Here is a 23,693-nt window from a genome sequence, read left to right as displayed (position 1 = left end):
CGAAGGGGAAACATCGGCGCTCAGTCCTCCAAGGGTGCGAACAGCACGCGGCCCATGCGCGCCTGCCGCTCCCCGGAGGAGAGGGACTTGCGCGCCTGCGCCGACAACTCGAGATGGAGGAAGTGCGCGCATTCGTACGACTGCAGCAGCCGTCCCTGGGCGTTCCGCGTCCCGCCCAGCACCTGTACCCCTTCGGGGAACAGGCGCACCCCCTCACCCAACACCTTCACCAGCCGCCTCGACACCTGCCGTGCCCATGGCATGGGCTGGCGCGTGCCGGAGCTGACCACTGCGACCAATGACGTGTCCCGCTGCCCGGCCGCCGCCTTCGTGGTGCCGAAGCCGTGAAGCTGCACCACGCGTGGCGCGGCCAGCGTGCGCGCCACCTGGTTCGTCACCTCCTGGAAGAGGTGGTCCGGGTTGTGCGCCACGTCCGCCGGATGCTCCGGGTCCTCGGGCGTCTCGCCCGGGTTGCCGTGGTAGCGGTGCGCGGTGGCCGTCATGAAGAGCCGGGGCCGCCGCCCCTCCGGCGCGCAGGCGAAGAGCCCGACGCCGATGTCCTCGGTGCCCTGGTCGAACCAGGGATGCGGCACCTGCACGATGTCTTCCGTGGCGGGGCCCGTGCGGACCACGTAGGCGCCCGCGCCCCGGAGCTTCCCGGGCTTCTCGCGCAGCACCCAGAAGGTGTCCTGCCTCCCCTCCCAGACCTCCAGGCGGAAGCCCACCGAGGCCGCCACCTTCTCCAGCGTTGCGGGCGGCGTCCTCCTCACCGGGGCCGCCCTCAGCATCGCGGGGAGCAGCTTCGAGAAGGCCGTCCGCTCCTCCAACGTGGTCGGGTGGAACTTCACGTCGTCCACGCGGGGCCAGAGCCCGGCGAAGCGTGCGTCCGGGACGCAGCGCTTCGCGGCGCGGGGCTCGCGCGAGGACGTGGCCCGGGTGTCCTCCTCGACGTCATCGAATGAGGCTTCTTCGTCCTGCTCCGCCGTGCCTCGCGGCGAGGCCGGTCCGGGCTCCTCGCGCCGGGTGCGCGTCTCCTGTCCTTCCGGCACCTCTCGCGAGCGGCGCTCGCCGGGGGGCGCACCCGTGGCCGGAGACTCCGCGGCCTGCTCACGAGGACGCGGCTTCGCGGAGGGCTCCGAGTCGGCTCCAGCCGCCAGCGCCATGCCCGACAGCCCGGGCGCCGCCAGCACGCCCGCGGCCAGCCAGGGGGCGGCGCCTCGCAGCAGGCACCGGCTCACGGCGAGTCCTCCAATTCCCAGCCGGTGTGGTTCCACTCCTGCGCCGGCGGGCCACCGCTGTCGTGGCTGAACATGAAGAAGCGAGCCCACAGCGGCGCTTCGCCCAGACCCTGCGGCACCACTCGCACGTGGTGAACGCCCGGCGCCAGGTCGTCGCCCAGCATCACCGGCACGGTGTGCGCGTACCACCGCGCCCGCGGACGGCCGGCCGGAATGGCCGGCGCACGGGTGGACGCCGGCAGCGGCACCACGCGCGACGCGCGGGTGACTCGGGGCAGCAGCACTCCACTGCGGCGCAGGGGCCGCCCGTTGTCCAGCGTCACCGACAGCCGCTGCTGCGCGCCGCTCTCCGGCTGCTGCGAGTAGACGAGGATGTTGACGGTGACGGCGCCCGCGCCCGGCTTGCGCACCGGCACCGTCAGGCCCTCGCTTCCCATCCGGTACACGGTGCGCGAGCGCAGCCCGTTGCCCGCCACCGGCGGCCGGTTGAGGGTGGCCGTCAGTCCCTCCGCGGCGGTGCGCAGCAGCACCTCGTGTTCGCCCGGCGGCAGCGGCGGCAGCAGCTCGCGAGCGCGGGTGGTGCGCAGCGTCCAGCGGTGGATGGGCTCGCCGTCGAGGACGACCTCCACCTCGGAGCCCAGTCCCTCCGCGCCCTCCAGCGACAGGCGCAGCTCCGGCCGCGACGGCGAGCGCGCGTCGAAGTGCGCTCGCACCGGGCGCCCCGGCGTCAGCAGCGTGGACAGTGCGCGGGCCGCGTCGGTGACGCCCTGCACCGGCTCCAGCACTTCCTGCGTGTCGGGGCTGCCCAGCGGCCTCAGCACCACCGGCTCACCCGAGGGCGGCGACGGCACCGTCTCCAGCCCCGCTGGCTCCAGGCGCACCTGGCTCATCAGCTCCAGCCGTGCACCGCGCCGGGTCAGCTCCAGCACGTTGGCCGGGCGCACCGGGTGCCAGCTCCGCTTGTCCAGCGGAGCGTGGCGCCAGCGCACTCCTTGCAGCCCGTCCTCGAGGTAGGGCGCCAGCCCCGTCAGCTCGCCCTGGGAGGGCAGGAAGGTGAAGAGGTGCACCGCGGTGGGCTGCGACGCGTGCACGCGCACCCGGCGCCCCCCCGCCGGCAGGAACACCCGCGCGCTGGTGGGGACGGACACCGGCGTCGGCCGGTCCGTCACCTCTCCCGTGCCTGCGTCCGCCGAGGGCACTCGCCCCGCCGTGCAGGGCAGCCGCCGCTCCGGAAGCTGTGGAAGGTCGGCGCTCTCGAAGGCCGCGGGCTGGGGCGCCACGTCCATGCGTGTCTGGCTCAGCACGCGGCCCCGCGCGTCCAGTACGGTGAGCAGCACGTTCGACGGCTTCTCGTCCGCCGCCCCGGTGACGCCGAGCCGCCGCGCGTCCAGCCGCAGCAGGCGCCCGGCCGAGTCCATCGCCGCGTCCACCTCCAGCTCCAGCGTGGCGCAGCCCGGGCCGGTGACGAAGGCCTCCGTGCGGCGCGTGTCGGGGAGCCAGGCGATGCGCGCGTCGGGCTGTGTGGTGGGATGCAGCTCGGGCGGGGCGAGCCACGCTCCGGAGGGGCCCTCCATGGTGTAGCGCACGTCCTCCGTCCCCACGTTATGGACGGACAGCGTGTGCACGCCCCCCGGCACGTCGAGCACATGCGACACCGGCGCCCCGCCGCCGAGCGCGGGTAGCTCCCAGGTGCGCTCGGCGCCCGTGGGGCCCAGCGCGCGGACCGTGACGGGGCCCGCGGGCGTGGGCGTGCCGCCCTCGGTGTCCTGCGCGGTGCTCCACAGCCACAGCACCGCCTGGGTGGGGCCGGTGACGTTGAGGGCCACCGCGCTCCCGGCGCCGAGCCGCTCCTGTGCGGACTCGGCCACCTCCACCAGCGGCAGGCGGAACGGGGTGCGATAGACGGGCTCGATGAAGTAGTCGGTGCCCGCCTCGCCCTCGGCGCTCAGCCGCTCCCACTTCTCCTCGGCCAGCCGGTGCCGCGTCTCCGCGGACAGCTTCTCGAAGGGAAGGAAGGTGGCCCTCTCCACACGCTCCTCGGCGCGCTGCTCGGCCACGCGTTGCGAGGACAGCAGCGGCAGCCGCCGCTGGGTGCGCACGTATACGCGCACCAGCAGCGTGCCGTGGATGCCGGCCGGCTTCAGGTACATCACCGAGTGCTCCGGGCGCGGCGGGGGCGGCAGGCGCACCAGGAACTCGCGCTCGTCCGTCACCTGGACGTTGGGGTCCGTGGCGAAGGCGCTCTCCTGCAGGAAGGTGCCGTCCTCCTGCGGCTGCGCCTTGCTCTGCCGCGTGCGCGTGAAGAGGGGCCGCTCCATCAGCACCCGCTCCGGACTGCGCAGGAGCAGCTTGAGGCCGTACTGGTACTGGCGCTCCGGCGCGTAGGTGGTGCCCTCGGGAAGCATCAGGTGCGTCACCACGCGCAGCTCCTCGGCGTCCGAGGGCACCTTGACGCGCATCTCCTCGCCGGGCTTCAGCCGGTAGAAGGCGAGCCGCTCGGCCCGGACGAACTTGTCGTCGCGCAGGGCGGCGGTGGAGCTGGCGCTGTGCACCACGCTCGCGCTGGCGGCCCAGATGACCACCAGGGCGAGGGCCAGTCCGGACGCGGCCAGCAGGGCGCGGGTCCTCGTCTTCATCGGCGTCCCTCCGAGGACGTCAGCTCTCCGGTGAGCACCACCGGGCGCCGGTGGCGCAGGGCCTGTTCCACGGCCGCCTCCAGCCCCTTGACTCCAGCCACCAGCTCCACCCGCTTGAGCGGCGAGGGGTGCTGCTGGAGGAAGTACACGCCGCGCAGCACGTGCCGTCCCTGGCGCGCCTCCACCAGCAGCCAGGGCAGCCCGTGCACCGCGCTGTAGCCCGCGCGCACCGACTGCGTCACCGGCCCGGCGCGGCCCGCTCTCGCGAGCATCCGCAGCTCGTGCACGTCCTGCTGCACCAGGTAGCGCTCGGCGCTCGCGGTGAGCGCGGCGAAGTGCTCCCGCAGGGCCGCCGGCGCGGGCCGCGAGGACACCGCCAGTCCCGGTTTCAGCAGGGCCTGAAGGGGAGAGCTCTCGGCTGGCGCCGGCTTCGCCAGGCCCGCCAGGGCCAGCTCCGAGGCGACGAGGCGCGGGCCCACGAAGGCGCCGCGCAGCGGCTCGGACAGCCACAACGTGGCGATGCGCGCCCCGCCGAAGGTGCGGGAGAAGGTCCCCTGCGGGCTCGCGTCCGACAGGCCCGCCAGCTCCGGGGAGCCGTCGTGGTAGCGCACGCGCGAGGAGAGCCACCCCAGTGGCCCGCTCTTCGCCAGCAGCCGCTCCAAATCCGCCGGGCGCTGGTCGGGCCGCAGCACCGGGCCGCCCACGTCCACCAGCACGTCCGCGTTCACCGCCGGCCTCCCCGAGTAGCCGCGCACCTGGAGCACCCGCCCCGCCTCCCCGGGCAGCGCCCGGTGCACGGCCTGGTGGAAGGCCTGGAAGGGGGTGCGCAGGTGGCCCTGGGTGGCCGGGTGTTGCACCGCCATCGGGGCTCCCGGTGTGGCCACCACCAACGCGCGGGCGCGCGCCTCCTGCCATGCCTCCAGCGCCACGGCCAGCGTGCCCTGCTCGCGGTCCGGCACGGGCACGTCGAAGGCGAGCGGTCCGCCATCCGGGCGCACCAGCAGCGCCGCGCCGGCGCGGCCGTGCCGGCCCTCCGCGTCCGCCACCCACCAGCAGGGCCCCGTGTCCGCGCAGCCCTCCACGGGCAGCACCGCCAGGCCCATCAGTCCCGCCATGGCCGAGGCCCAGCGCGCGCGCAGCGGCTCCGGCACCGTCGCCCCGCCACCGCCCAGCAGCGGCGCGGCCACCTGCTGCTCCAGCACCAGCAGCTCCGCGTCGGTGGGCCGTGGCGCCGCGCCCTCCGCGTACGTCGCGGACTCCCGGGGCGACAGCAGCGCGGAGCGGAGCTGCGCCTGCGTGAGGGGCGCGGGCAGCTCCGGCATTCCCTCCAGCGCCAGCGTGGCCAGGTCATGCGGGTGCGCCCGCAGCACGCTCAGCCGGTCCTCGCCCCAGCTCAGGCCGGGCTCGGGCGGGGGCGCGTCCGTGACGGGAATGCCGGGCCACAGGGACGTCAGCGCCTGGGGCACCTGGCCTCCAGGGACATGGAGCAGGGCCCTGCCGCGCGCCAGCGCCGCGTCGGCGCGCACCTGGACCCGCTCCAGCGAGGACAGCACGGCATGGGCGCTGTTCAGGGGCGTGCCCGGCTCGTTGAGGGCGTCACCGGGCCGCAGGCCGGCGCCGGACGTGTCCACGCCGCTGACGATGATGGCGCGGCACCGCACGCGCTCGCACAGGGCGGCGGCGGCCTCGGCGCTCGGGGCTTCCGTCAGCGGGCGTGGCACCTCCAGCACGGGCCCGGGCGCGCCCGGCACCAGCATCGCGGTGTCCCAGCCCAGCTTCCCCTCGGCGCGCTCGCGCTCCATCAGCACGAAGCGCTCGGGCGCTCCCTCCGAGGTGCCCGGCAGCGCGCGCAGCTCCAGGCCCAGCGCCTCGGCGCGCTCGCGCACCACGCGCCGCGCGTCCGCGTCTTGCGTCTCCAGCCACGCGCCCGCCGCGCGCCACAGCGACGCGTACTGGCGCAGCTCGCCGTTGCGCCGGCGCAGTGGCAGGCCGCTGGCGTTGCTCTCGCGGGCGGTGGCGTGCGCCAGCGCCATGACGCCCAGGGGGCTCTGGTCCAGCCCCAGCCCCGGCACCCGCGCGCGCGGTGTCTCCAGGGGCAGCGCGGTGGCGGGGCGGGGCTCCACCAGCGCCAGGCCGAAGCCCACGAGGCTGCCCACCACGAAGCCCGCCAGCGACGTGTGCACCGTGGCCAGCATCACCCGGGCCACCGCCTTCTTCTGGAGGATCTTCACCGCCAGCAGCGTGGGCACCAGGTAGCCGAAGCCGAACAGGTCCGTCACCTTCAGCCCCGGCATCTGGCCGCCCAGCGCCCAGCCGATGCACCACTTCACGACGAAGCCGAGGAAGAAGACGAGCACCGTCTTCCGCGGCCCTTCCAGGTTGAGGGTGCGCAGGCCCGGCATGGCCAGCAGGGCGCGGGTGCTCAGCACCAGCAGCAGCACCTCCAGCAGCGTGGCCACCAGCTTGGCCGGCTCCAGCCAGGTCAGGGCCAGCAGCGCCGGGACGAGGATGCCGTTGAAGTCCCAGCCGTAGTTCAGGTTGAAGCGCGCGGCCAGCAGCGCCGTGGTGAGCAGGATGATGTACGCCTTGGGACTGGCGAGGAAGTCCTGCGCCACGTCCTCGTACATCAGCTCCAGGCTGCTGAAGGACAGGTTGGTGGCCGGCAGCAGCACGAAGCGCAGCAGCGCGTACGTGAGCACCACCGGCACGCCCACCTGCCACAGCCCTCGACGCAGCTTCAGCTTCCAGAAGGCATTGGCCGTCAGCGGCACCAGCACCAGGCCGATGCTGTGCAGGCTGCGGTCCAGGGCGAACGACGTGCCCCACCGCGCGTCCAGCCAGCGGCCCACGTGCGGCAGCAGCACCGCCTCGCTCAGCGCGCGCACCAGCACGCTGGAGAGGACGATGGCGAAGAAGCGGTCTCTTCCGAAGAACTCGCTCCACGCTCCCGTGCGGCTCATACCGGCGGAGAGCACGAGCGCGAGCGCGTACGTGAGCACCGCCTCCACCACGACGGTGATGCCCGCCTCGGGGTGGATGACGAAGACCGAGGCCAGATAGCCGGGCACCACCAGGCCCACGAACACCCAGCCGAAGGTCTCGGTGAGCAGGGCGAGGATGAGCACGCCCACGAGCACCGCCGCCAGAATGGAGGTGTCGAGGCTGTAAGCCGGGAAGAGTGTCAATGTGGAGAGGAGCGCCATGACGTCGCTCCGGGCCAATCTAGGGAGCCTCTTCTCACCGGCCAGTCACACACCCTGGGGTACAGGGCGAGCGTCGGCCAGGAAACCCTGGGCCCCTTCCGGTGCGGTCCCGAGTGGCGGCCGGTGGACATTGCCACCGTACCCGGGCCGCACCGTCACGCCCACGGGGGCACCGCGGAGCGTTGACACCTTCTCAAAGGCACGGTGCGTGCACGCACCGCGCGCGGGGAGGATCAGCGACAGGCCGTGGCGGCGGCGGCCGGGCAGCCCAGGCCACTGCCCGGAAGTGAGCACGGCACGGTGTCGGCGAGCGCCCCGATGACGGCGTCCGCCTCGGGGCCGGTGCCGCGCAGCGGGGACGTCTGCTCCAGGTGGAGGAAGCGGTCGCTGGCGGCGGGGGCCTCGGAGTAGCAGGCGTCCCCGGCCCCGTTGTCGATGCGGCCCTGGATGTTGGTGGTGCCGCACAGCGTGCGGTGCTTGCCGGAGTCGTCGGGGGCGTTGCACGAGAAGACGCGGCGCGGGCTCGCCGGCAGGCGCTGGTTGAGGGCATCGCGCAGGCGCACGGACAGGGAGGTGGCGCGGTCCTTCGCGGTGCCGTCGCTGACGACAGCGGCCTCGGGCCCGTCCTCGGAGGCTTCCATGCCGTGGACGCTGACCGCGATGCCGTCAGGGTAGGTGGCGCGCAGGGCGCGGTGGGCGGCTGTGAAGAAGTTGTTGGCGTAGTGCGCGGCGTCGGAGACGCGCTGGCCGGTGGTGCCGCAGACACGGGTGGAGCCGCTGCACGGGCTGACCGCGGCACCGGCGCAGCGGTTGGCTCCGGTGATGAGGAGCGCGCGCGCGCCGAGCGTCATCAGTTGCTCCGCGCCCTGGCTCAGGGTGCCCTCGTCGGAGTCGGCGTGCGGGGTCTCCAGCCACAGGTCGCGCGCGGGCGTGAGGTTGACGATGAAGGTGCCGCCACCGCGCCCCTGCATGAGGTCGCTCAGGACGAGCCAGCCGTTGCCGTTGTCCTCGTCGCGATAGGCGGAGAGCGAGAAGCCGAGCTGGGCGAAGTCGGCCACGCGCTCCGCGGAAGGACCGGTGGAGAGCAGCGCGCTGAAGGCCCTCTCGAAGGCGATGAGCTCGGTGCCGCTCGGCTCACGGAAGCCCTCGCTGTCCGGCGCGGTGATGGACGCCTGGCGGAGCCAGGTGCGCAGGCTCCCCTGCTGGGACGGAAGGCCGGCGGGCAGGGCACAGGCACTGAGCGGCGAGGGAGTCGCGCCATCAGAGCCAAGAGGGGTAGGCGACGTCGCCTCCGGAGTCTGGCCAGTCCCGGGCGCGTCGGAGGACCCGTCACTTCCGCCGGAGCCCATGCATCCGGCGACGGAGAGGATGGCCAGCGAGGTGGCGAGCGTGCGCTTGATGAAAGACGTCATTGTCCGAGCCGAACAGCCGGTGGGAGGCGACGATTCTCCCCAGGGCTGTTGGCACGGGACGGCCCGAGGGGCGCTGGCCCGCCAGCAGGCTGCCAGCGGGGCCTACCCGCACTCCATGTACTCCTCGTTGCGGCGCTCCTCGTGGCTCTTCAGCTCGTCTCCGGACACGGTGAGGAGGGTGACCTCGTCAGCGCTCACCAGCGAGCCGCACTCCGCGACGGCGGCCTGGCAGCTCCGGATGAACTCCACGCTGCCGTCGTCGCCGGCGCTGAGGTCCGAGACGAGGCAGCGGTAGGCCGAGGGGCCGTTGCGAGGGTCGCCGGAGAAGGTCTCCTCGCCCACCGCGCTCGTGGTGTCGAGCACCTCTCCCGACTTGCTCATGAGGACGAAGGTGTAGCGGGTGCGGGTGTACGAGTCGCCGGGCTCATCTCCCTCGGGCTGGCTGGACTCCTCGTGGGTAAGGACGCGCAGCCGCCGGCCCCCGCTCAGCTTGAAGGAGCGGGAGTCCTCTTTCAGGGTCGCCTTGCCGGCCTCGGGGCACGCCAGCTTCTTGCCGGGGATGTTCACATCGCGCGCGTAGGTGTCGGGGGCGACGGCCTTCAGCAGTTCCAGCACGCGGCCGCTGTCATCCGCGGGGCAGAAGCCGACGACCCAGACCCAGAAGCCGGGCTTGAGGCCGCGGATGGTGCGGCTCTCGACCAGCGTGGGGAACCCCTCCGGGAAGACCACGCCCCCGTCGGCGAGGAGCTGTCCGAGCGGCTCCCAGGTGGGTTTCAGGCCCTCCACCTCCGCCTTCTTCTTCGAGCCCTTCCAGATGAGAGCCACGGCCTCCTCGGCCCGCGCGAGCGGGGCCCAGGCCAGCGCCAGCGCGAACGACGCCAGCACGAATGCACGCATCGACATGGTGTTCCCCCTCCAGGGACGGCGCCTACCGGGACGCAGGTTCGCGGAGGCGCTCCAGGGCCTCCTCCACGTACTGGATGCCGCGGGCGGTAATCGCCTTGCCCTTCTTCGTGTCCTGCGCGTAGCCGCTGTGCAGGCGGAGCGCCTTCGCGGCGTTGGGCGCGGCGTACGTGACGCCCAGCTCGCCCCAGAAGCGCGACGTGGTGCCCGACGTCACCTCCAGGTCCGTGTCCACGGCGCGGGCGAGGTAGAGCGGGATGAGCGAGCGCACGAGCTGGTCCTTCTGCTTGCCCGCGGAGACCAGCGCCTCGTGCCGGGGATGCGCCCGCAGCGCCTCCACCAGCCGGGACACGGCCTCGGACGCATCCTGGGACACGGCCTCGCCGCTGGCGCGCGCCGCCTTCTTCGGCTTCGGACGCGCCTTCGACGTGCTCTTGCGCGCCTTCTTCGACGGGGCGGCCTCGGTGGCGTCCCGTGCGGCGGCCTTCCCGCCCTTCGCGGCGCGGGCCTTCTTCACCTTCGCGCGCTTGGACGCGGCGGCCTTCGGCGCCGGAGACTCCGCCGGGGGCGCGACGGCTTCGACCCGGGGCTCGAGCGCGGCCACGGGCTCGGAAGCGGGCTCGCTCCCGGCGAGCGGCCTCGGGCGCGGCGTGCGCTCGACCACGGTCTTCGCCGGCTCCGGGGGCGGGCGAGGCGGTGGAGCGTGCCTCACCACCTCGTTCCGGGCCGGAGCCTTTTCTCGCGCGAGCCCCAGCTTCGCGCGCACCTCACCCACGACACCGCCCAACCCCACGTGATGGAGCAGACCTTCCAACCGGGAAGTGAAAGACACCTGGCGAGCCCTCCTGGAGCGGCGCACATTACCCCAGGACGGCTGATTTCCGGATCAGCGGACGGCGAAGGGCCTCTCCGCTCCTGCTTCACCGGGGGGGGCGAGGGGCCCGACGGGCCGCCTCCCACCCGCGCCTTGGAACCGAGGGCCCCGTCAGGGGAGCGTGTTGAACAGGCCCTGGGCGTTGGGGGCGCCCCACCCGGTGGGGATGTCCCAGCCGGGGCCCGCGGCGTACTGCCGGTCGGTGACGCCCTGGGTGATGTCCCGGAAGGTGGCCTGCACGTCGGGCCGCGTGTAGAGCTGCGAGTTGAGCCAGCCGACGGCGGGCTTGTTCTGCGTCGCGCGCGCGCTGTTCACCACCGCGATCAGCCCCGCCATGATGGGCGAGCCGAACGAGGTGCCCGTGTTGGGCACGGTGTTGCCCAGCCACGTGTACCAGTAGCCGGTGTCCGCGTTGAGGGCCACGTCGGCCACCGCGCGGCGGCGCGGCACCTGGGGCAGGCCCTGCTGCCACTCGGGCGTGGGGAAGGTCATGCTGATGCCCGAGCCCGAGTAGAGCCAGGCCACCTCGGCCGCCACCGTGTTCCCGTTCATCCGCAGCTGCGTGCCGCCCACGGAGGTGACGTAGGGGCTGGAGGAGGGCACGTCCACGCCGGCCGAGTCACCGCCGGCCGCGATGACGGTGATGCCCAGCGCGGCGGCCATCATCGCGGAGGCGCTGTACTGCTCGTGCACCGCCCGTGGCTCCGAGTCCTCGCGGTGGGCGAACGAGTCGGTGATGACGGACACCTCGCCCCGGGCGATGGCCTCGTTGAAGGTGTAGATCATCGACGTGTTGCGGGCGTCCGGGCCCATGTAGACGACGATGTCCGCCTCGGGGGCCATGACGCTGGCCCACTCGATGTCGAGCTGGCCCTCGCGGTAGCGCGTGCCGGGCGGCTCCATGGTCTGCACCACGGTGGGGTCCGCGCGCTCGATGCCGAAAATCTTCCAGAAGGCGCGCAGGTCCCTCCACCGGAAGCCCGCGCCGATGGTGACGCCCAGCTTCACGCCCCTGCCGCGGATGCCGCGCTGGTAGAGGGGCGTCAGGCCGTAGGCGCTCGCCACCTGCTGAGGCGTGAGCGCCGCGTTCAGCGGCTGGGGCTGGGCCGTGGGCACCTCGCCGAACTCGCCGGGCAGCGGGCCCGGGTCGGTGGGCAGGTCCACCGCGACGATGGAGGCGATGCGCTCCTTCACGAACTGGGGCGCCTTGATTTCCGTGTTGGGCGGCAGGCCGTACACGTTGTGCGGGTCATTGCCTCCCTGCGGTGACTTGCGCTCCAGCACGATGAGCTGGACGCCGAAGGCCTCATTGAACTGGGACACCGTGCCGGTGAAGTGGATGAGCAGCCGGTTGGTGGCGACGCGCTCCACCTTCAGGCCCACCGACTCCAGGTGGTCCGACACCAGCTTCACGTCCTGCTCCCACGGAGCGTGACGGGCATTCCATTCCTGAGGTGTCATGTACCGGCGGAAGCGCGGGCTGTCCGGGTCATAGAGCTCGCGGAGGGTCCGCTCCAGCTCCGCCTTGTTGCGGATGGGCAGCGCCACCAGGCCGCGGATGACGTCCGTGTTCGGCGCGGGGCCCAGGTCCGTGTAGACGCCCGGCATGGGCCCGGGCACGCCATCCGGTGTGGGCGCGGGCGTGCGGTCCAGGTTGTCCGGCAGCGGCGGCGGGCCGTCCGTGTCCTGTGGCGTCTCGGCGGGGGGCGGTGGGGGTGTGGGCGCCGGTTGTGGCTCGGGCAGGGGCGGTGTGGGCTCGGGGCCGGCTGCCCTGGGCCTGCCCACCGACACCAGCTTGTCCGAGTCGCGGCACCCCGCGCCTCCCAGCGCCGTCAGAAGAAGAAGTACGCCCGCAAGGATGCTTGCTCTCATGCTGTGGCTCCCCCGGCCCGTGGCGGCTCCGACCCGGCCGCCTTCCATCCCGCCCCCCCTCGTGGAGGACCCTCCGTGCGACTTCGCGGAGGGAAGGTGGGTGCGACACGGGGGGGTGTGCAACTGTTCGCGAACGGGCAGTCCCGGTTAGAGTGCACGCACGCCTCCCCCTCCCATGCGGCTGCTGCCCTCCCTCCTCGTCCTCCTGCTTCTCGCGCCCGGCGCGGCCCTGGCCCAGGGTGACTCCCGTCTTGCCTTCCTCGGGCGCCAGCTCCAGCAGGGCAAGGACCCACGTACACGCTCCCAGGCGGCGCTGGTGCTGGGCGCCACGGAGGACCCGGAAGCGGTGGCCCTGCTCTGTGCCGGGCTGAAGGACGCGAGCGAGTTGGTGCGCGCGGCGGCGGCGAAGAGTCTGGCGAAGCTGATGGAGCCCTCCGCGCTCGGCTGCCTCCAGGCGCACAAGGGCGAAGCGGACGCGGCGGTGAAGGAGGCGGTGAGCGACGCGGTGGGCGCGCTGAAGGCGTACCAGGAGCGTCCTCCTCGCATCTACGTGGCCATGGATGGGCTGAAGGACCGCACGGGGAAGCTGCCGGCGGACCTGGTGAAGGCGACGGAGGCCCGGCTGCGCTCGCGGCTGATGCGCCGCGGGGCGCGGCTGGCCCCGGCGAAGGAGTCGAAGGCGGCGGCGAAGGGCGCGCTGAAGAAGCTGGGCGTGCCGGGCTACCGCATCACCCCGGAGATACAGGCGACGGAGAGCGGTGGGCTGCGGGTGGCCATCGTCTGCATGACGTATCCGGACCTGTCGCTGATGGGGCAGGTGGAAGTGAATGCCGCGGGCGCCGGGCCCGCGGACCTCCTCAAGGCGCTGGTGCCGAAGGCGGTGGAAGAGGCGGAGGAGACCTTCGAGTGGAGCAGCGAGACATGACGACGACCACGGCGCCGGTGGCGCCGGCGAAGCGGCGCTGGCGCAACTTCCTGCTGGACACGAGCTTCCAGCTCAAGCTGACGGCGTACATCGTCATGGTGACGCTGGTGCTGTCAGCGCTGCTGGGCGTGTTCCTGGTGCGGGCGGCGCGGGCGCTGATGCACGAGACGGCGGCGGCGGTGGAGGCCCGCTCGCGCGCGGCGGAGGTGAGCCGCGAGCTGTCCGGCGCCACGCTGTCCAACGAGCTGCTGGAGCGGATGGACGACCCGGCCTTCGAGGCCACCTTCCGCGAGAAGGCGCGCGCCATCGACGCGGCGTACGAGGCGGAGCGCTCGGCCATCGTCGCCCAGCGCGCGGAGTTGGAGCGGCAGCAGCGGCTCACGTGGTGGGTGCTGGGCGGGCTGCTGACGGGCTTCACGCTGGTGGTGGCGCTGGGCACCATCGTGGTGACGCACCGGGTGGCGGGCCCCCTGCTGCGCATCCGGCGCATGGTGAACGAGGTCCACGACGGCAGGCTGCGCCCGCCCCAGTACGGCCTGCGCGACGGCGACGAATTGCAGGACCTCTTCGAGGCGGTGCGGAAGATGGTGCAGCGGCTCCGCGAGCAGCACGAGGAGGACGCGCGGACGCTGGAGAAGGCGCTGCGGGCCGCGGAGCACTCCGGGGCCTCCGCCGAGGTGGTGGCGGACCTGCGCGCGCTGGAGGCCCGCTACCGGACGCGGCTGGAGCAGTAGGGGCGCTCGGCCCCGCTTCAGCCCCAGGAGCGCTCGGGAGCCGAGTCCACGGTGAGGCCCGTCTCCTTCAGCACGCCATGGATGCGCAGGCGCGCCTGGGCCCACGGGAGCGCCTCCACGCGGTAGCCGTCCAGCGCGTTCATCAGGTGCCCGCGGTAGCTGGGGTGGCCCGGGTCCGCGAGGATGACGACGCCCCGGTCCGTGGTGGAGCGGATGAGCCGGCCCACGCCCTGGCGCAGCAGCAGCAGCGCGCGGGGCAGACGGTACTGGAGGAAGCCCAGGTACTCGCCGCCTTCACGGGACAGCGGCTCCTCGCGCGCGGCCACCAGCGGGCGCAGCGCGGGCTCCAGCGGAAGCTTGTCGATGAAGACGCAGCCCACGCCCCGGCCGGGGATGTCCACGCCCTGCCAGAAGCTCTTGGTGCCCAGCAGCACCGTGCCCGTGTCGCGCTCCTGCCGTGCCGCCAGCGAGCGGCTGTGCCCGCGCGACTGCCGCATCACTTCGATTCCGAGCGGCTCCAGCCGCGCCCGCACCTCCGCGCCCACGCGCTCCATGCGCCGCGTGGAGGCGAACAGCCCCAGGAGCCGCCCGCCCATGGTGCGCGCCAGGCCCGAAATCCGCAGCGCGGCCCACTCCACGAAGGCCTCCTCGTGCGCGCGCGGCGCATCGGTGACGAGCACCACCAGCGCCTGCTCCCGAAGCCGGAAGGGGGAGGGCGCCCGCACCAGCCGGGGCGCGGGCTGCTCCCCGCGTCCGTCCAGGCCCAGCCGCCGCAGCACGAAGGGGACGCCGTCCCCCGGGCCCAGCGTGGCCGAGGCCAGCACCAGTGAGCGCTTGCTCGCCGCGAAGTCTCGCGACACGTACCCGGACACGTCCACCGGCTGTGCGCTCACGCTCCACCGCTGCCGCTTCGGCTCCGCCGTGGCCGAGTAGCACCGCCCCGGCGCGGGCTCGCCCGACAACTCGCTCGCCAGCAGCGCCAGCTCGCCCAGCTCCGTGGTGGCCCCGGACAGCTCGCGCTCCAGCGCCGGCATCCGCGCCGCCAGCTCCGGCAGCGCCGCCAGCACCCGCACCGCCAGCAGCGTGTGCAGCGCCTGCAACGCGCCCCGCACCGCCTCCAGCCCGTCGCGCACCGGCTCCCAGGCGGGCAGGGCGCGCACCGCCGCCGTCACCCGCAGCTCCGGCGCGTAGGCCCCCTCGTCCGCGTCCTCTCCGACGGCGGTGGCGGACGGCTCGCACAGCTCCGTCACCCCCATGCCCAGTCCGCGCGCCTCGTCCAGCAGCCGGCGCAGCCCGTCCTCCACCTCGCCCATCAGCGCGCGTGCATCCTCCCGCCGCGAGGCGCTCAGGGCCCGCCGCAGCTCCGCGAAGAGGCCGTGCCGCCCGTCGCGTCCGTGCAGCCGCTCGGTGAGGCGCTGGAAGGCCCCGTCCGACAGCTCCACCGTCTGCGCGGTGGTGGCCACGTCCTCCACCTCGTGCGCCTCGTCCAGCACCAGGTGCTCCAGCTTCGGGTAGCGCGCGGGCCACGCGAAGGCGAGGGACTGGTTGATGACCAGCACGTCCGCCTCGCGGGCCTGGGCCACCGCCGAGTGGTAGAAGCACCGGTGGAAGTGCGGGCACTTGTCGCCCAGCGTCGTCGCCGCCTCCGAGCGCACCGCCGGCACCAGCCCCAGCAGCACCGGGAAGCGCTCGCGGAACCAGTGGCTCAGCCGGTCCAAATCACCTTCGCCACTGCGCCGCAGGTACGCGCGCAGGTAGGCCCGGGGCGCGCGCGCGGAGTGGCCCATGCCCGGCTCCACCCGCGTGGCCTCCAGCGCGCGGCGGCGGCACAGGTAGTTCGTCTGGCCCTTGAGCAGCGCGTAGCCGAAGGCGCCGTTCAGGGCCCGGTGCAGCCGGGGCAGGTCCTTCTCCAGGAGCTGGTCCTGCAGCGTCTTCGTGTGCGGCGCCACGCCCACCTTGCGCCCGTTGCGCGCGGCGAAGAGGGCCGCGGGGGCCAGGTACGCCAGCGACTTGCCCGTGCCCGTCCCGGCCTCCACCGCCACCTGCCCGCCGTCCGACAGCGCGCGGGCCACCGCCTGGGCCACCTCGAGCTGCGCGGGCCGGCTGACGAACCCCTCCTCCATGCGCTCCAGCGCGCCACCCGCGCCCAGCACCGCCGTCACTTCCTCCGGGCGCACCGGCAGCACCGGCGTGTCCGCGTCCGGCTCGGGCAGGGCCGTCACGCCTCCCGCGCGGCGCCGCTCCGGGCGCCCGCGAAGGAAGCCCTGCGTCTCCAGCGCCAGCGGAGCGGAGACCGCCCGGCACGCCGCGTGGAGCCGCGACAGCAGGTCCACCAGCGGCCACTCCTCGTAGTCGAAGGCTCCGCCCCCGTGCTCACGCCCCGGGCGCGGGTCCAGCGCGGCCAGCAGGTCCGCCACGTCGTCCCCACGGCCTTCGCGGACGCAGCGCTCCATGGCGCGCACGAGCACCGCGTGCACGGACTCGCAGTCCGACACGGCCCGGTGCGGCTGGCGCAGGGCCAGCCCCGCCCACCGCAGCAGCGACTCCAGCGAGTGGCTGGGCAGCTCCGGGTGCAGGTAGTGCATCAGCTCGCACGAATCGAGCACCGGCGCGCGGATGGGGCCCAGCAGGTCCGGCAGGAAGCCCTTCTCGAAGGGCGCGTTGTGCGCCACCACCGTCCAGCCGGTGAGCCGCTCGCGCAGCTCGGCCAGGTCCGTGCCGAAGCGGGGCTTGCCCGCCAGGTCCCCGTCCGTCAGGCCCGTCAGCCGCCGGATGGTGAGGGGCAGGGGCTTCGACGCCGAATACAGGCGGGCGAAGCGGTCCACCTCGCGCCCGTTCTCGTAGAAGAGGCACCCCAGTTCGATGACCTCGTCCACACGTGGGTCCAGCCCCGTGGTCTCGAGGTCCAGGAAGACATGCCGGGTGAAGAGGTCCGCCGCGCCGCCCATGCAGGGGGCCGAGCCTAAGCCCGCCCCGCCGCGGAGGACAGATTTCGGCCTACGTCCTCAGTCCACCATGAAAACGCCGGAAATCATCTTCCCCATGGCGCAGCCGTACACGAGCTTGCCGGACTCCTTGGGGGTGAAGGTGATTTCCACCGGCTGGTTCAGCGGCAGCGGGGTGTTGATGCCGTAGCCGTCCATGACGACCTCGGTGGCGCACGTGTGGTCCGTCTTGCGCGTCACCACCAGTTTCACCGGCTCGCCCTTCTTGAGACTCACGGGGCTGGGCTCGTAGCCCTTCTCCGTCACGGACAGCTCCACGATGCGCACGCCGCCCTCACGCTTCTCGGGCGCGGCGGCGGCCTCGGGCGCCTTGGCGGTGGAGGCGTCCTTGGAGCAGCCCTGTTGCGTGGCGCCCACCATGGCGGCCGTCGCGGCCAGGGCGAGCCAGGGCTTGATGATGCGGGAGATGAAGCGGCGCATGGAATCTCTCGGTGGGGAGGAAGGGCCCTCAGGCCTCGTTCGCGGGAGCAGCCTCGGAGTCCGGCTCGAAGCGGAGCAGGGCGTGCAGCGGGACGAACACCTCGTGCCCCGTCTCGCCGAGCAGCAGGTCGAACCGGCCCACGTGCATCAACGGCAGCTTCAGGGTGATGCCGTTGCGCAGCACCAGCCGCACCGTGTCGCCCAGGTGGTCCAGGAACGCGCGTGGGTCCGAGTACGGGCGCTTGTCCGGCTGGCGGGCCACCGCCGCCGGCTTCTGCGTCAGCTTCGCGTCCCGCTCCAGGCCGGGCAGCAGCTTCTCCCAGTCCGCGCGGCGGGCCAGCAGCACCACCTGCAGCTTCTCCAGCCGCCCGGTGCGCTCCAGCGTGAAGGCGATGGGCTCCTCCGTCACCAGCGTGTCCAGCAGCGAGCGCTCCGCCAGCACCACGGAGACCTCCGCCTTCCCGTTGATGAGGCTGGCGAGGAACTCCGCCACCACGGCGTTGTCCACCTCGCCACGGGCCTGCTTGATGGCGGCCTTGCGCTGGGTGCGCTCCTTGCGCGCCATGAACTCGGCCACCGTCATGCCGCTCTGGAGCACGCCGAAGGCGTCACCCAGCGACAGGCCGGGCGTCTGGCCCATCAGCTCGTAGACCTGGTCGAACCGCTTCGCCTCCTCGGCGTGCAGCTTGCGCCACACGCGGCACTTCATCTTCCCCTCCAGCTCGCCCTTGGCGATGCGGGCGGGGACGTGCTCGCGCGCCGCCAGCGCCTGGATCTGCTCCGGCGTGGGCGGTGGGCGCGGCGTGGAGGGACGGAATCCGCCCGGACGTCCTCCGAAGCCACCCGGCCTCGGTCCGGCGCCAGGGCCCGTCCTCGGGGGACCGCCGGGACGCGGGGCCATGGGCCGCGCGCCCGGCACCACGGTCGTCGTCGGCCGGGGCGCGGGGGTGGGCGCGGTGCCGGCGGCCGGCGTGGGCCGTGGCGTGGGCATCGGAGCCGCGCCAGCGGCCGGCCGGGGCGTGGGAGCCGGCGAGGGAGCCGGGGCCATGCCAGCCGGCCGGGGCGCGGGAGTGGGCGTGGGCGCCGCGGCTGCGGGCCGTGGCGTGGGCGTGGGGCGCGGCGTGGGCGCCGGGGTGGGAGATGCCGAAGGGGTCGGCGTCACGGGAGCGCTGCCGGGCGTGGTGGCCGGGCGCCGGATGACTTCGACCGCGGGGACCACCCGCCGTGTCTTCCTGTCGTTCACAGTCGTACGTTACCTGATGCGAGTTTTCCGGGCATGCCCGGCTTCACGGCTGGAGAGAGGCTGAAAGGTCCACCTTCCACCCGGACGGCTCCCGGACCATCCGGACTTCGTGGTCGCCTCCGGGCGAGCGTACGAGAACTGTTGCCTCGTTGCCCTCCTCCCTGACCAGGGAGACTTCCGTAACATCCGGAGGAGGAGGGACATTCGCGAAGAAGAGATTGAGGGGCTCCGGCTTCTCCGTGCCGCCGGAGGCTTCACTCACCGCCCGGGCCCGCTCGGTCAGCGCGTCCTGTGTGGGCTTGGAGAGCACCCCCCAGGCCTTCTGCAGCTCACCCTTGCGCACCTGTTGGTGGAAGTACCGGTAGGCGTCCTGCGGTGTGCTGGCGCGGTCGCAGCCGCCCAGCGCGAGCAGGAGCAGGGCCACCAGCCAGGGCATCTTCACGGACGGGCGCATGGAAACAGGGATTTAGGTCAAAGCGCCGCCGGGGGAAAGCCCGAGCTGCAACCGACTCACGCGGCGTGCTGGTGGACGCGGTTGCGGCCCGCTCCCTTGGCCGCATAGAGGCTGACGTCCGCCGCCCTCAAGAGCTCCTCCGCGCTCGTCAGGCCGGCGGCCGGCGCCGTGGCCACGCCCAGCGACGCCGTCAGCCGCACCTCCCGCGGCGGCCCGTCCGGGGACGGCTGCTCCAGCCCCAGTGAGGCAATGGCCTCGCGCACGCGCTCGCACACCTTGAGCGCGTCCTCCGGCCCCGTCTCCGGGAGGATGGCGATGAGCTCCTCGCCGCCGTAGCGCGCCAGCAGGTCCACCTCCCGCAGCCGCGCCCGCGCCGTCTGCGCCACCGCCTTCAGCACCTGGTCCCCGAAGGGGTGGCCGAAGGTGTCGTTGATGCGCTTGAAGTGGTCGATGTCCAGCATCACCAGCGACAGGGGCGAGCCGTAGCGGCGCGAGCGCGCGAACTCCTCGTTCAGCCGCTCCTCGAAGTAGCGCCGGTTGAACAGCCCGGTGAGCGCGTCGGTGCGGCTGAGCGCCAGCAGCTCCTCGCGCCGCCGCGCCAGCTCCTTGTTGGCCCGGTCCAGCTCCCGGTTCTTCTCCACCAGCGCGTCCTGCAGCGCCTTCAGCCGCAGCATCGACTTCACCCGCGCCGACAGCTCCAGCATGTCGAACGGCTTCACCAGGTAGTCGTCCGCCCCCAGCTCCAGCCCCTCCACCTTCCCCGCCGCCTGCCGCGCCGTCATCAGAATCACCGGGATGAAGCCGAAGCCGTCCTCCCCCGCGTTCGCCTTGATGATGCGGCACACCTCCACGCCGCCCAGCCCCGGCATCTCCACGTCCATCAGGATGAGGTCCGGCCGCGCCTGCCGGATGGCCGACAGCGCCTGCGTCCCATCATGGGCTTCCTTGAACAGGTAGCCGTGCGGGGCCAGCCCGTCGCGCACGTGGCGCACATGCGCCGGGTCGTCATCCACGATGAGCACCGTGCGGCCGCTGAGCTCACCGCCGGATGCGGTACGGCGGGCTACCTCCAGCGTCCTCTTCCGTTCGCCGTCCGCCATGATGTTTCGCCCCCGGTGCAATACTCCCGCGGCGCGGGAATGGTTGCAATTCTCACCCGCCGAGGTGGCGAAGCCAAGGGGCCGGGCAAGTGCCCGTCTTCCGGACGTCAGCGCGGCTTGCGCAGCCGGGCCCGGTACACCGGCTCCCCGCTCGCCAGGTAGCGGCGCTCCCGCGTGGAGGGAACCTCCTCCGGGTCATAAGGGTGGAAGACTCCTGAACCCAGGGGGTTCTGGAAACCCACGGATTCCAGGATGGCCAGCATGGACTCGCCGCGGTCCTTCACGTCCGTGCGCATGTCGAAGAGGCCACCCGGTGCGAGCTTGTCGTACAGGAGCTGGGCGAAGGCGGGCTGGATGACGGCGCGCTTGGCGTGGGCGCGCTTCCACCAGGGGTCGGGGAACTGGAGGTGGATGGCGGCGAGGGAGCCGGGCGCGAAGATGCGGGGCACCACGAAGCGGGCGTCGGCCTCGATGACGCGCAGGTTCTTCATGCCGGCCTTCTCCGCGCGGGCCTGGGTGTCGCGCGCGTACTTCTTGCGCCACTCGAAGGCGACGAAGCGCACCTCGGGGTGGCGGCGGCAGTACTCCAGGGCGTGGCCTCCGGCGCCGGAGCCGATTTCCAGCTCCAGGGGACCGGCGAAGCCGAACTCCGCGTCCCAGTCCGGTGGCGTTTCCTGGGTGACGAACTTGAGCCCGACGGGCTCGGGCAGCAGACGGGGACGAGACATGGGCGGGGCGTCCAACCATGGCGGTGCCGGGTTTGGCCAGGGAAAAACGCGCGGGCCGGGTTCCTCCGGCTGGGGTATACGGAGCGCCATGAGGGTCTTCCACTCGGTGGCGGAGGCGGGCCGGTCGCTGGCCGGCCAGGCGCTCGCGCTGGGCAACTTCGATGGCGTCCACGTGGGCCACCAGGCCCTCTTCACCGAGGCCCGCCGCCATGGCGCCGCCGCCGCCTTCACCTTCCACCCCCACCCCGGCAAGGTGCTCCAGCCGGAGCTGGCCCCCAAGCTGATCACCCAGCTGCCCCGGAAGCTGGAGCTGTTCGCCGAGTGCGGCCTGGACGCCGCCGTGGTGCAGTCCTTCTCCCGGGACTACGCGCGCACGCCGCCCTCCGACTTCGAGGCGGCCCTCTTCGACGCGCTCGGCGTGGCGCACGTGGTGGTGGGCAGCGACTTCACCTATGGCGCGGCCCGCGCGGGCAACGTGGGCACCCTGCGGGAAGCGGCCGCCCGCCGCGGCGCCCGGGTGCACGTGGTGCCGCCCGTCACGGTGGACGGTGTGGTGGCCTCGTCCTCGCGGGTGCGTGAGTACATCCTCGAGGGCCGGGTGTCCGCCGCGCGGCGGCTGTTGGGCCGCCCCTTCGACCTGGACGGCACGGTGGTGGCCGGCGCGGGGCGGGGCCGGGGCATCGGCTTTCCCACCGCCAACGTGGACACCCAGAACGAGCTGCGCCCGGCGCCCGGCGTGTATGCCGTCCGCGTGCACCTGCCCGGCGAGCCCGGGAGCACATGGCACGCGGGCGCCGCCAACATCGGGGTGAAGCCCACCTTCGGCGGCACCGAGGTCACCATCGAGGCCCACCTTCTGGACTTCACCGGAGACCTCTATGGGAAGGAGCTGCGGGTGCAGTTCCTGGAGCGGCTGCGCCCCGAGCAGCGCTTCGGCTCCGTGGCGGAGCTCGTCGGGCAGATAAAACGGGACGTGGAGGCCGCGCGCACTGTCATCGCCGGTGTGGGGGACTGAGCGTTTTCCCGTGTCTCTTCAACGGGTTGACCTGGCAAGGGAGCACGTGGGGGCGCCTTGACGCGCGCGCGTGGCTCCCCTCTAATCCGCCATCAGGAACCATGCCAGGAGCCCCCGTGGCCACCTGGCATCTTCCGACTGTCTCCTGTACGCGGAGGCGGGCCCCCGCCCGTTTCCTTCTTCGTTCCTCAAGGAAGAGGCTTCAACGAATGTCCGGTCGACTCGGTGAACTGCTGGTTCGCGAGAACCTCATCTCCGTCCAGCAGCTTCGCAAGGCCCAGGAAGAGCAGCAGAAGAACGGCACGCGCATCGGCACCGCCCTCGTCAAGACGGGCGCCATCGAGGAGTCGAAGCTCACCGACTTCCTCTCCAAGCAGTACGGCGTGCCCGCCATCAACCTGAAGGACTTCGACATCGACCCGGAGATCATCAAGCTCGTGCCCAAGGAGGTGGCCGAGAAGCACCTGGTGATCCCCGTCAACCGCGCCGGGCCGTCGCTCATCGTCGCCATGTGCGACCCGTCCAACATCTTCGCGGTGGACGACCTGAAGTTCCTCACCGGCTACAACATCGAGACGGTGGTCGCCTCCGAGGTCTCCATCCGCGAGGCGATTGAGCGCTACTACGCGGAGAAGGGCCCCTCCATGGAGGAAATCGTCGGCGAGGTGTCCGACGACATCGAGGTCGCCAAGGAGGAGGTGGAGAACCTCGACGAGATGACCAAGGCCGCGGACGACGCGCCGGTGGTCAAGCTGGTGAACCTCATCCTCATGGACGCCATCAAGAAGCGCGCGTCCGACATCCACATCGAGCCCTACGAGAAGGACTTCCGCGTCCGCTTCCGCATCGACGGCGTCATGTACGAGGTCATGCGCCCGCCCATGAAGCTGCGCAACGCGATTACGTCGCGTCTGAAGATCATGGCCTCGCTGGACATCTCCGAGCGGCGCCTGCCGCAGGACGGCCGCATCAAGATTAAAATGGGCGGCGGCAAGGAGATGGACTTCCGCGTGAGCGTGTGTCCCACGCTCTTCGGCGAGAAGGTCGTCATGCGTCTGCTCGACAAGAGCAACCTCCAGCTGGACATGACGAAGCTGGGCTTCGATCCGCAGCCGCTGGCCTGGTTCAAGGAGGCCATCGACCGGCCCTACGGCATGGTGTTGGTGACGGGCCCCACGGGCTCCGGCAAGACGACGACGCTCTATTCGGCGCTCGCCAGCCTCAACGGCGTGGACACCAACATCTCCACCGCGGAGGACCCGGTCGAGTTCAACTTCGCCGGCATCAACCAGGTGCAGATGCATGAAGACATCGGCCTGAACTTCGCCGCCGCGCTGCGCTCCTTCCTCCGCCAGGACCCGGACATCATCATGATTGGTGAGATCCGCGACTTCGAGACGGCGGAAATCGGCGTCAAGGCGGCGCTCACCGGCCACCTGGTGCTCTCCACGCTGCACACCAACGACGCCCCGGGCACGGTGAGCCGTCTGCTCAACATGGGCATCGAGCCGTTCCTCGTGACGGCCTCGCTCAACCTCATCCTCGCCCAGCGTCTGGCGCGCCGCCTGTGCCCGGCCTGCAAGAAGCCCGCGGAGAACGTGGATGAGCAGGCCCTCATCGACGCCGGCGTGCCCCCGGACAAGATTGGCACCTTCACCATGTACGAGAAGGTCGGCTGCCGGGACTGCAATGACCGCGGCTACCGTGGCCGCGTGGCCATCTACGAGGTCATGCCCTTCTGGGACGGCCTCAAGGAGCTGGTCATCAACGGAGCCTCCGCCGCGGAGCTCAAGCAGGAGGCCATCCGCCTGGGCATGAGCAGCCTGCGCATGTCCGGCCTGAGGAAGATGATGGACGGCGCCACCACCCTGGAAGAGGTCGTCGCCAACACCGCCCCGGACCGCTTCTAGTCACGCTTCCCCCCCACCGCC

The 23,693-nt window shown here is 72.5% G+C and carries 17 protein-coding genes; 4 read left to right on the top strand and 13 right to left on the bottom strand.

The window, feature by feature from the left end; genetic code table 11:
• Positions 1-20: 20 nt before the first annotated feature.
• From K8638_RS40775 to K8638_RS40745, 7 genes are all read right to left on the bottom strand, one after another.
• The gene (locus K8638_RS40775) at positions 21-1,238 is read right to left on the bottom strand and encodes a hypothetical protein (RefSeq protein WP_223760175.1); all 1,218 of its coding nucleotides are present in this window, start codon (positions 1,236-1,238) and stop codon (positions 21-23) included.
• Positions 1,235-3,874: a hypothetical protein gene (locus tag K8638_RS40770; protein ID WP_223760174.1), complete on the bottom strand. Its 2,640-nt coding sequence runs from the start codon at positions 3,872-3,874 to the stop codon at positions 1,235-1,237. Before K8638_RS40770 ends, K8638_RS40775 begins: the two co-directional genes overlap by 4 nt.
• Positions 3,871-7,077, bottom strand: a complete 3,207-nt coding sequence (locus K8638_RS40765) for a poly-gamma-glutamate biosynthesis protein PgsC/CapC (protein WP_223760173.1) — start codon at positions 7,075-7,077, stop codon at positions 3,871-3,873. Before K8638_RS40765 ends, K8638_RS40770 begins: the two co-directional genes overlap by 4 nt.
• A gap of 233 nt (positions 7,078-7,310) precedes the next feature.
• The gene (locus K8638_RS40760; protein ID WP_223760172.1) at positions 7,311-8,489 is read right to left on the bottom strand and encodes a hypothetical protein; all 1,179 of its coding nucleotides are present in this window, start codon (positions 8,487-8,489) and stop codon (positions 7,311-7,313) included.
• Between the two features lie 102 nt (positions 8,490-8,591).
• Positions 8,592-9,392, bottom strand: a complete 801-nt coding sequence (locus K8638_RS40755) for a hypothetical protein (protein ID WP_223760171.1) — start codon at positions 9,390-9,392, stop codon at positions 8,592-8,594.
• 25 nt (positions 9,393-9,417) lie between these two features.
• The gene (locus K8638_RS40750; RefSeq protein ID WP_223760170.1) at positions 9,418-10,224 is read right to left on the bottom strand and encodes a hypothetical protein; all 807 of its coding nucleotides are present in this window, start codon (positions 10,222-10,224) and stop codon (positions 9,418-9,420) included.
• 153 nt (positions 10,225-10,377) lie between these two features.
• The gene (locus tag K8638_RS40745; protein ID WP_223760169.1) at positions 10,378-12,138 is read right to left on the bottom strand and encodes a protease pro-enzyme activation domain-containing protein; all 1,761 of its coding nucleotides are present in this window, start codon (positions 12,136-12,138) and stop codon (positions 10,378-10,380) included.
• A 175-nt stretch (positions 12,139-12,313) separates the two neighbouring features.
• Here K8638_RS40745 and K8638_RS40740 point away from each other — a divergent pair, with 175 nt between their 5' ends.
• Together K8638_RS40740 and K8638_RS40735 are read left to right on the top strand one after the other, a co-directional pair.
• Complete coding sequence (locus K8638_RS40740; protein ID WP_223760168.1) at positions 12,314-13,063, top strand: HEAT repeat domain-containing protein; 750 nt, start codon at positions 12,314-12,316, stop codon at positions 13,061-13,063.
• Positions 13,060-13,797, top strand: a complete 738-nt coding sequence (locus tag K8638_RS40735) for a sensor histidine kinase (protein WP_223760167.1) — start codon at positions 13,060-13,062, stop codon at positions 13,795-13,797. Before K8638_RS40740 ends, K8638_RS40735 begins: the two co-directional genes overlap by 4 nt.
• Before the next feature lie 17 nt (positions 13,798-13,814).
• Here K8638_RS40735 and K8638_RS40730 read toward each other — a convergent pair whose 3' ends face one another.
• The 6 genes from K8638_RS40730 to K8638_RS40705 form a co-directional block, all read right to left on the bottom strand.
• Complete coding sequence (locus K8638_RS40730; RefSeq protein ID WP_223760166.1) at positions 13,815-16,745, bottom strand: helicase C-terminal domain-containing protein; 2,931 nt, start codon at positions 16,743-16,745, stop codon at positions 13,815-13,817.
• Positions 16,746-16,802: 57 nt separating this feature from the next.
• Positions 16,803-17,222 carry a cupredoxin domain-containing protein gene (locus K8638_RS40725; RefSeq protein WP_223760165.1) on the bottom strand — a complete coding sequence of 140 codons (420 nt, stop codon included), beginning with the start codon at positions 17,220-17,222 and terminating at the stop codon, positions 16,803-16,805.
• Between the two features lie 28 nt (positions 17,223-17,250).
• Positions 17,251-18,213: a hypothetical protein gene (locus K8638_RS40720; RefSeq protein WP_223760164.1), complete on the bottom strand. Its 963-nt coding sequence runs from the start codon at positions 18,211-18,213 to the stop codon at positions 17,251-17,253.
• A 295-nt stretch (positions 18,214-18,508) separates the two neighbouring features.
• The gene (locus K8638_RS40715; RefSeq protein WP_223760163.1) at positions 18,509-18,919 is read right to left on the bottom strand and encodes a hypothetical protein; all 411 of its coding nucleotides are present in this window, start codon (positions 18,917-18,919) and stop codon (positions 18,509-18,511) included.
• A 56-nt stretch (positions 18,920-18,975) separates the two neighbouring features.
• Positions 18,976-20,019, bottom strand: a complete 1,044-nt coding sequence (locus tag K8638_RS40710; protein ID WP_223760162.1) for a diguanylate cyclase — start codon at positions 20,017-20,019, stop codon at positions 18,976-18,978.
• Between the two features lie 107 nt (positions 20,020-20,126).
• On the bottom strand, positions 20,127-20,747 hold the full coding sequence (locus tag K8638_RS40705; RefSeq protein WP_223760161.1) for a tRNA (guanosine(46)-N(7))-methyltransferase TrmB: 621 nt from the start codon (positions 20,745-20,747) through the stop codon (positions 20,127-20,129).
• Positions 20,748-20,835: 88 nt separating this feature from the next.
• Here K8638_RS40705 and K8638_RS40700 point away from each other — a divergent pair, with 88 nt between their 5' ends.
• Positions 20,836-21,762 carry a bifunctional riboflavin kinase/FAD synthetase gene (locus tag K8638_RS40700; protein WP_223760160.1) on the top strand — a complete coding sequence of 309 codons (927 nt, stop codon included), beginning with the start codon at positions 20,836-20,838 and terminating at the stop codon, positions 21,760-21,762.
• A gap of 209 nt (positions 21,763-21,971) precedes the next feature.
• On the top strand, positions 21,972-23,672 hold the full coding sequence (gene pilB / locus K8638_RS40695) for a type IV-A pilus assembly ATPase PilB (RefSeq protein WP_223760159.1): 1,701 nt from the start codon (positions 21,972-21,974) through the stop codon (positions 23,670-23,672).
• The last annotated feature ends 21 nt before the right edge of the window (positions 23,673-23,693 follow it).

Origin of the sequence: Myxococcus sp. RHSTA-1-4, from assembly GCF_020037125.1 — a bacterium.
In the GTDB taxonomy this organism is placed as follows: domain Bacteria; phylum Myxococcota; class Myxococcia; order Myxococcales; family Myxococcaceae; genus Myxococcus.
This window is presented reverse-complemented; position numbering and strand designations above follow the sequence as displayed.

Coding starts and splice junctions, on each gene's coding strand:
- K8638_RS40770 (WP_223760174.1), bottom strand. CDS start 3,874: ATGAAGACGAGGACCCGCGCCCTGCTGGCCGCGTCCGGACTGGCCCTC.
- K8638_RS40765 (WP_223760173.1), bottom strand. CDS start 7,077: ATGGCGCTCCTCTCCACATTGACACTCTTCCCGGCTTACAGCCTCGAC.
- K8638_RS40760 (WP_223760172.1), bottom strand. CDS start 8,489: ATGACGTCTTTCATCAAGCGCACGCTCGCCACCTCGCTGGCCATCCTC.
- K8638_RS40755 (WP_223760171.1), bottom strand. CDS start 9,392: ATGTCGATGCGTGCATTCGTGCTGGCGTCGTTCGCGCTGGCGCTGGCC.
- K8638_RS40745 (WP_223760169.1), bottom strand. CDS start 12,138: ATGAGAGCAAGCATCCTTGCGGGCGTACTTCTTCTTCTGACGGCGCTG.
- K8638_RS40740 (WP_223760168.1), top strand. CDS start 12,314: ATGCGGCTGCTGCCCTCCCTCCTCGTCCTCCTGCTTCTCGCGCCCGGC.
- K8638_RS40735 (WP_223760167.1), top strand. CDS start 13,060: ATGACGACGACCACGGCGCCGGTGGCGCCGGCGAAGCGGCGCTGGCGC.
- K8638_RS40730 (WP_223760166.1), bottom strand. CDS start 16,745: ATGGGCGGCGCGGCGGACCTCTTCACCCGGCATGTCTTCCTGGACCTC.
- K8638_RS40725 (WP_223760165.1), bottom strand. CDS start 17,222: ATGCGCCGCTTCATCTCCCGCATCATCAAGCCCTGGCTCGCCCTGGCC.
- K8638_RS40720 (WP_223760164.1), bottom strand. CDS start 18,213: ATGCCCACGCCACGGCCCACGCCGGCCGCCGGCACCGCGCCCACCCCC.
- K8638_RS40715 (WP_223760163.1), bottom strand. CDS start 18,919: ATGCGCCCGTCCGTGAAGATGCCCTGGCTGGTGGCCCTGCTCCTGCTC.
- K8638_RS40710 (WP_223760162.1), bottom strand. CDS start 20,019: ATGGCGGACGGCGAACGGAAGAGGACGCTGGAGGTAGCCCGCCGTACC.
- K8638_RS40705 (WP_223760161.1), bottom strand. CDS start 20,747: ATGTCTCGTCCCCGTCTGCTGCCCGAGCCCGTCGGGCTCAAGTTCGTC.
- K8638_RS40700 (WP_223760160.1), top strand. CDS start 20,836: ATGAGGGTCTTCCACTCGGTGGCGGAGGCGGGCCGGTCGCTGGCCGGC.
- pilB (WP_223760159.1), top strand. CDS start 21,972: ATGTCCGGTCGACTCGGTGAACTGCTGGTTCGCGAGAACCTCATCTCC.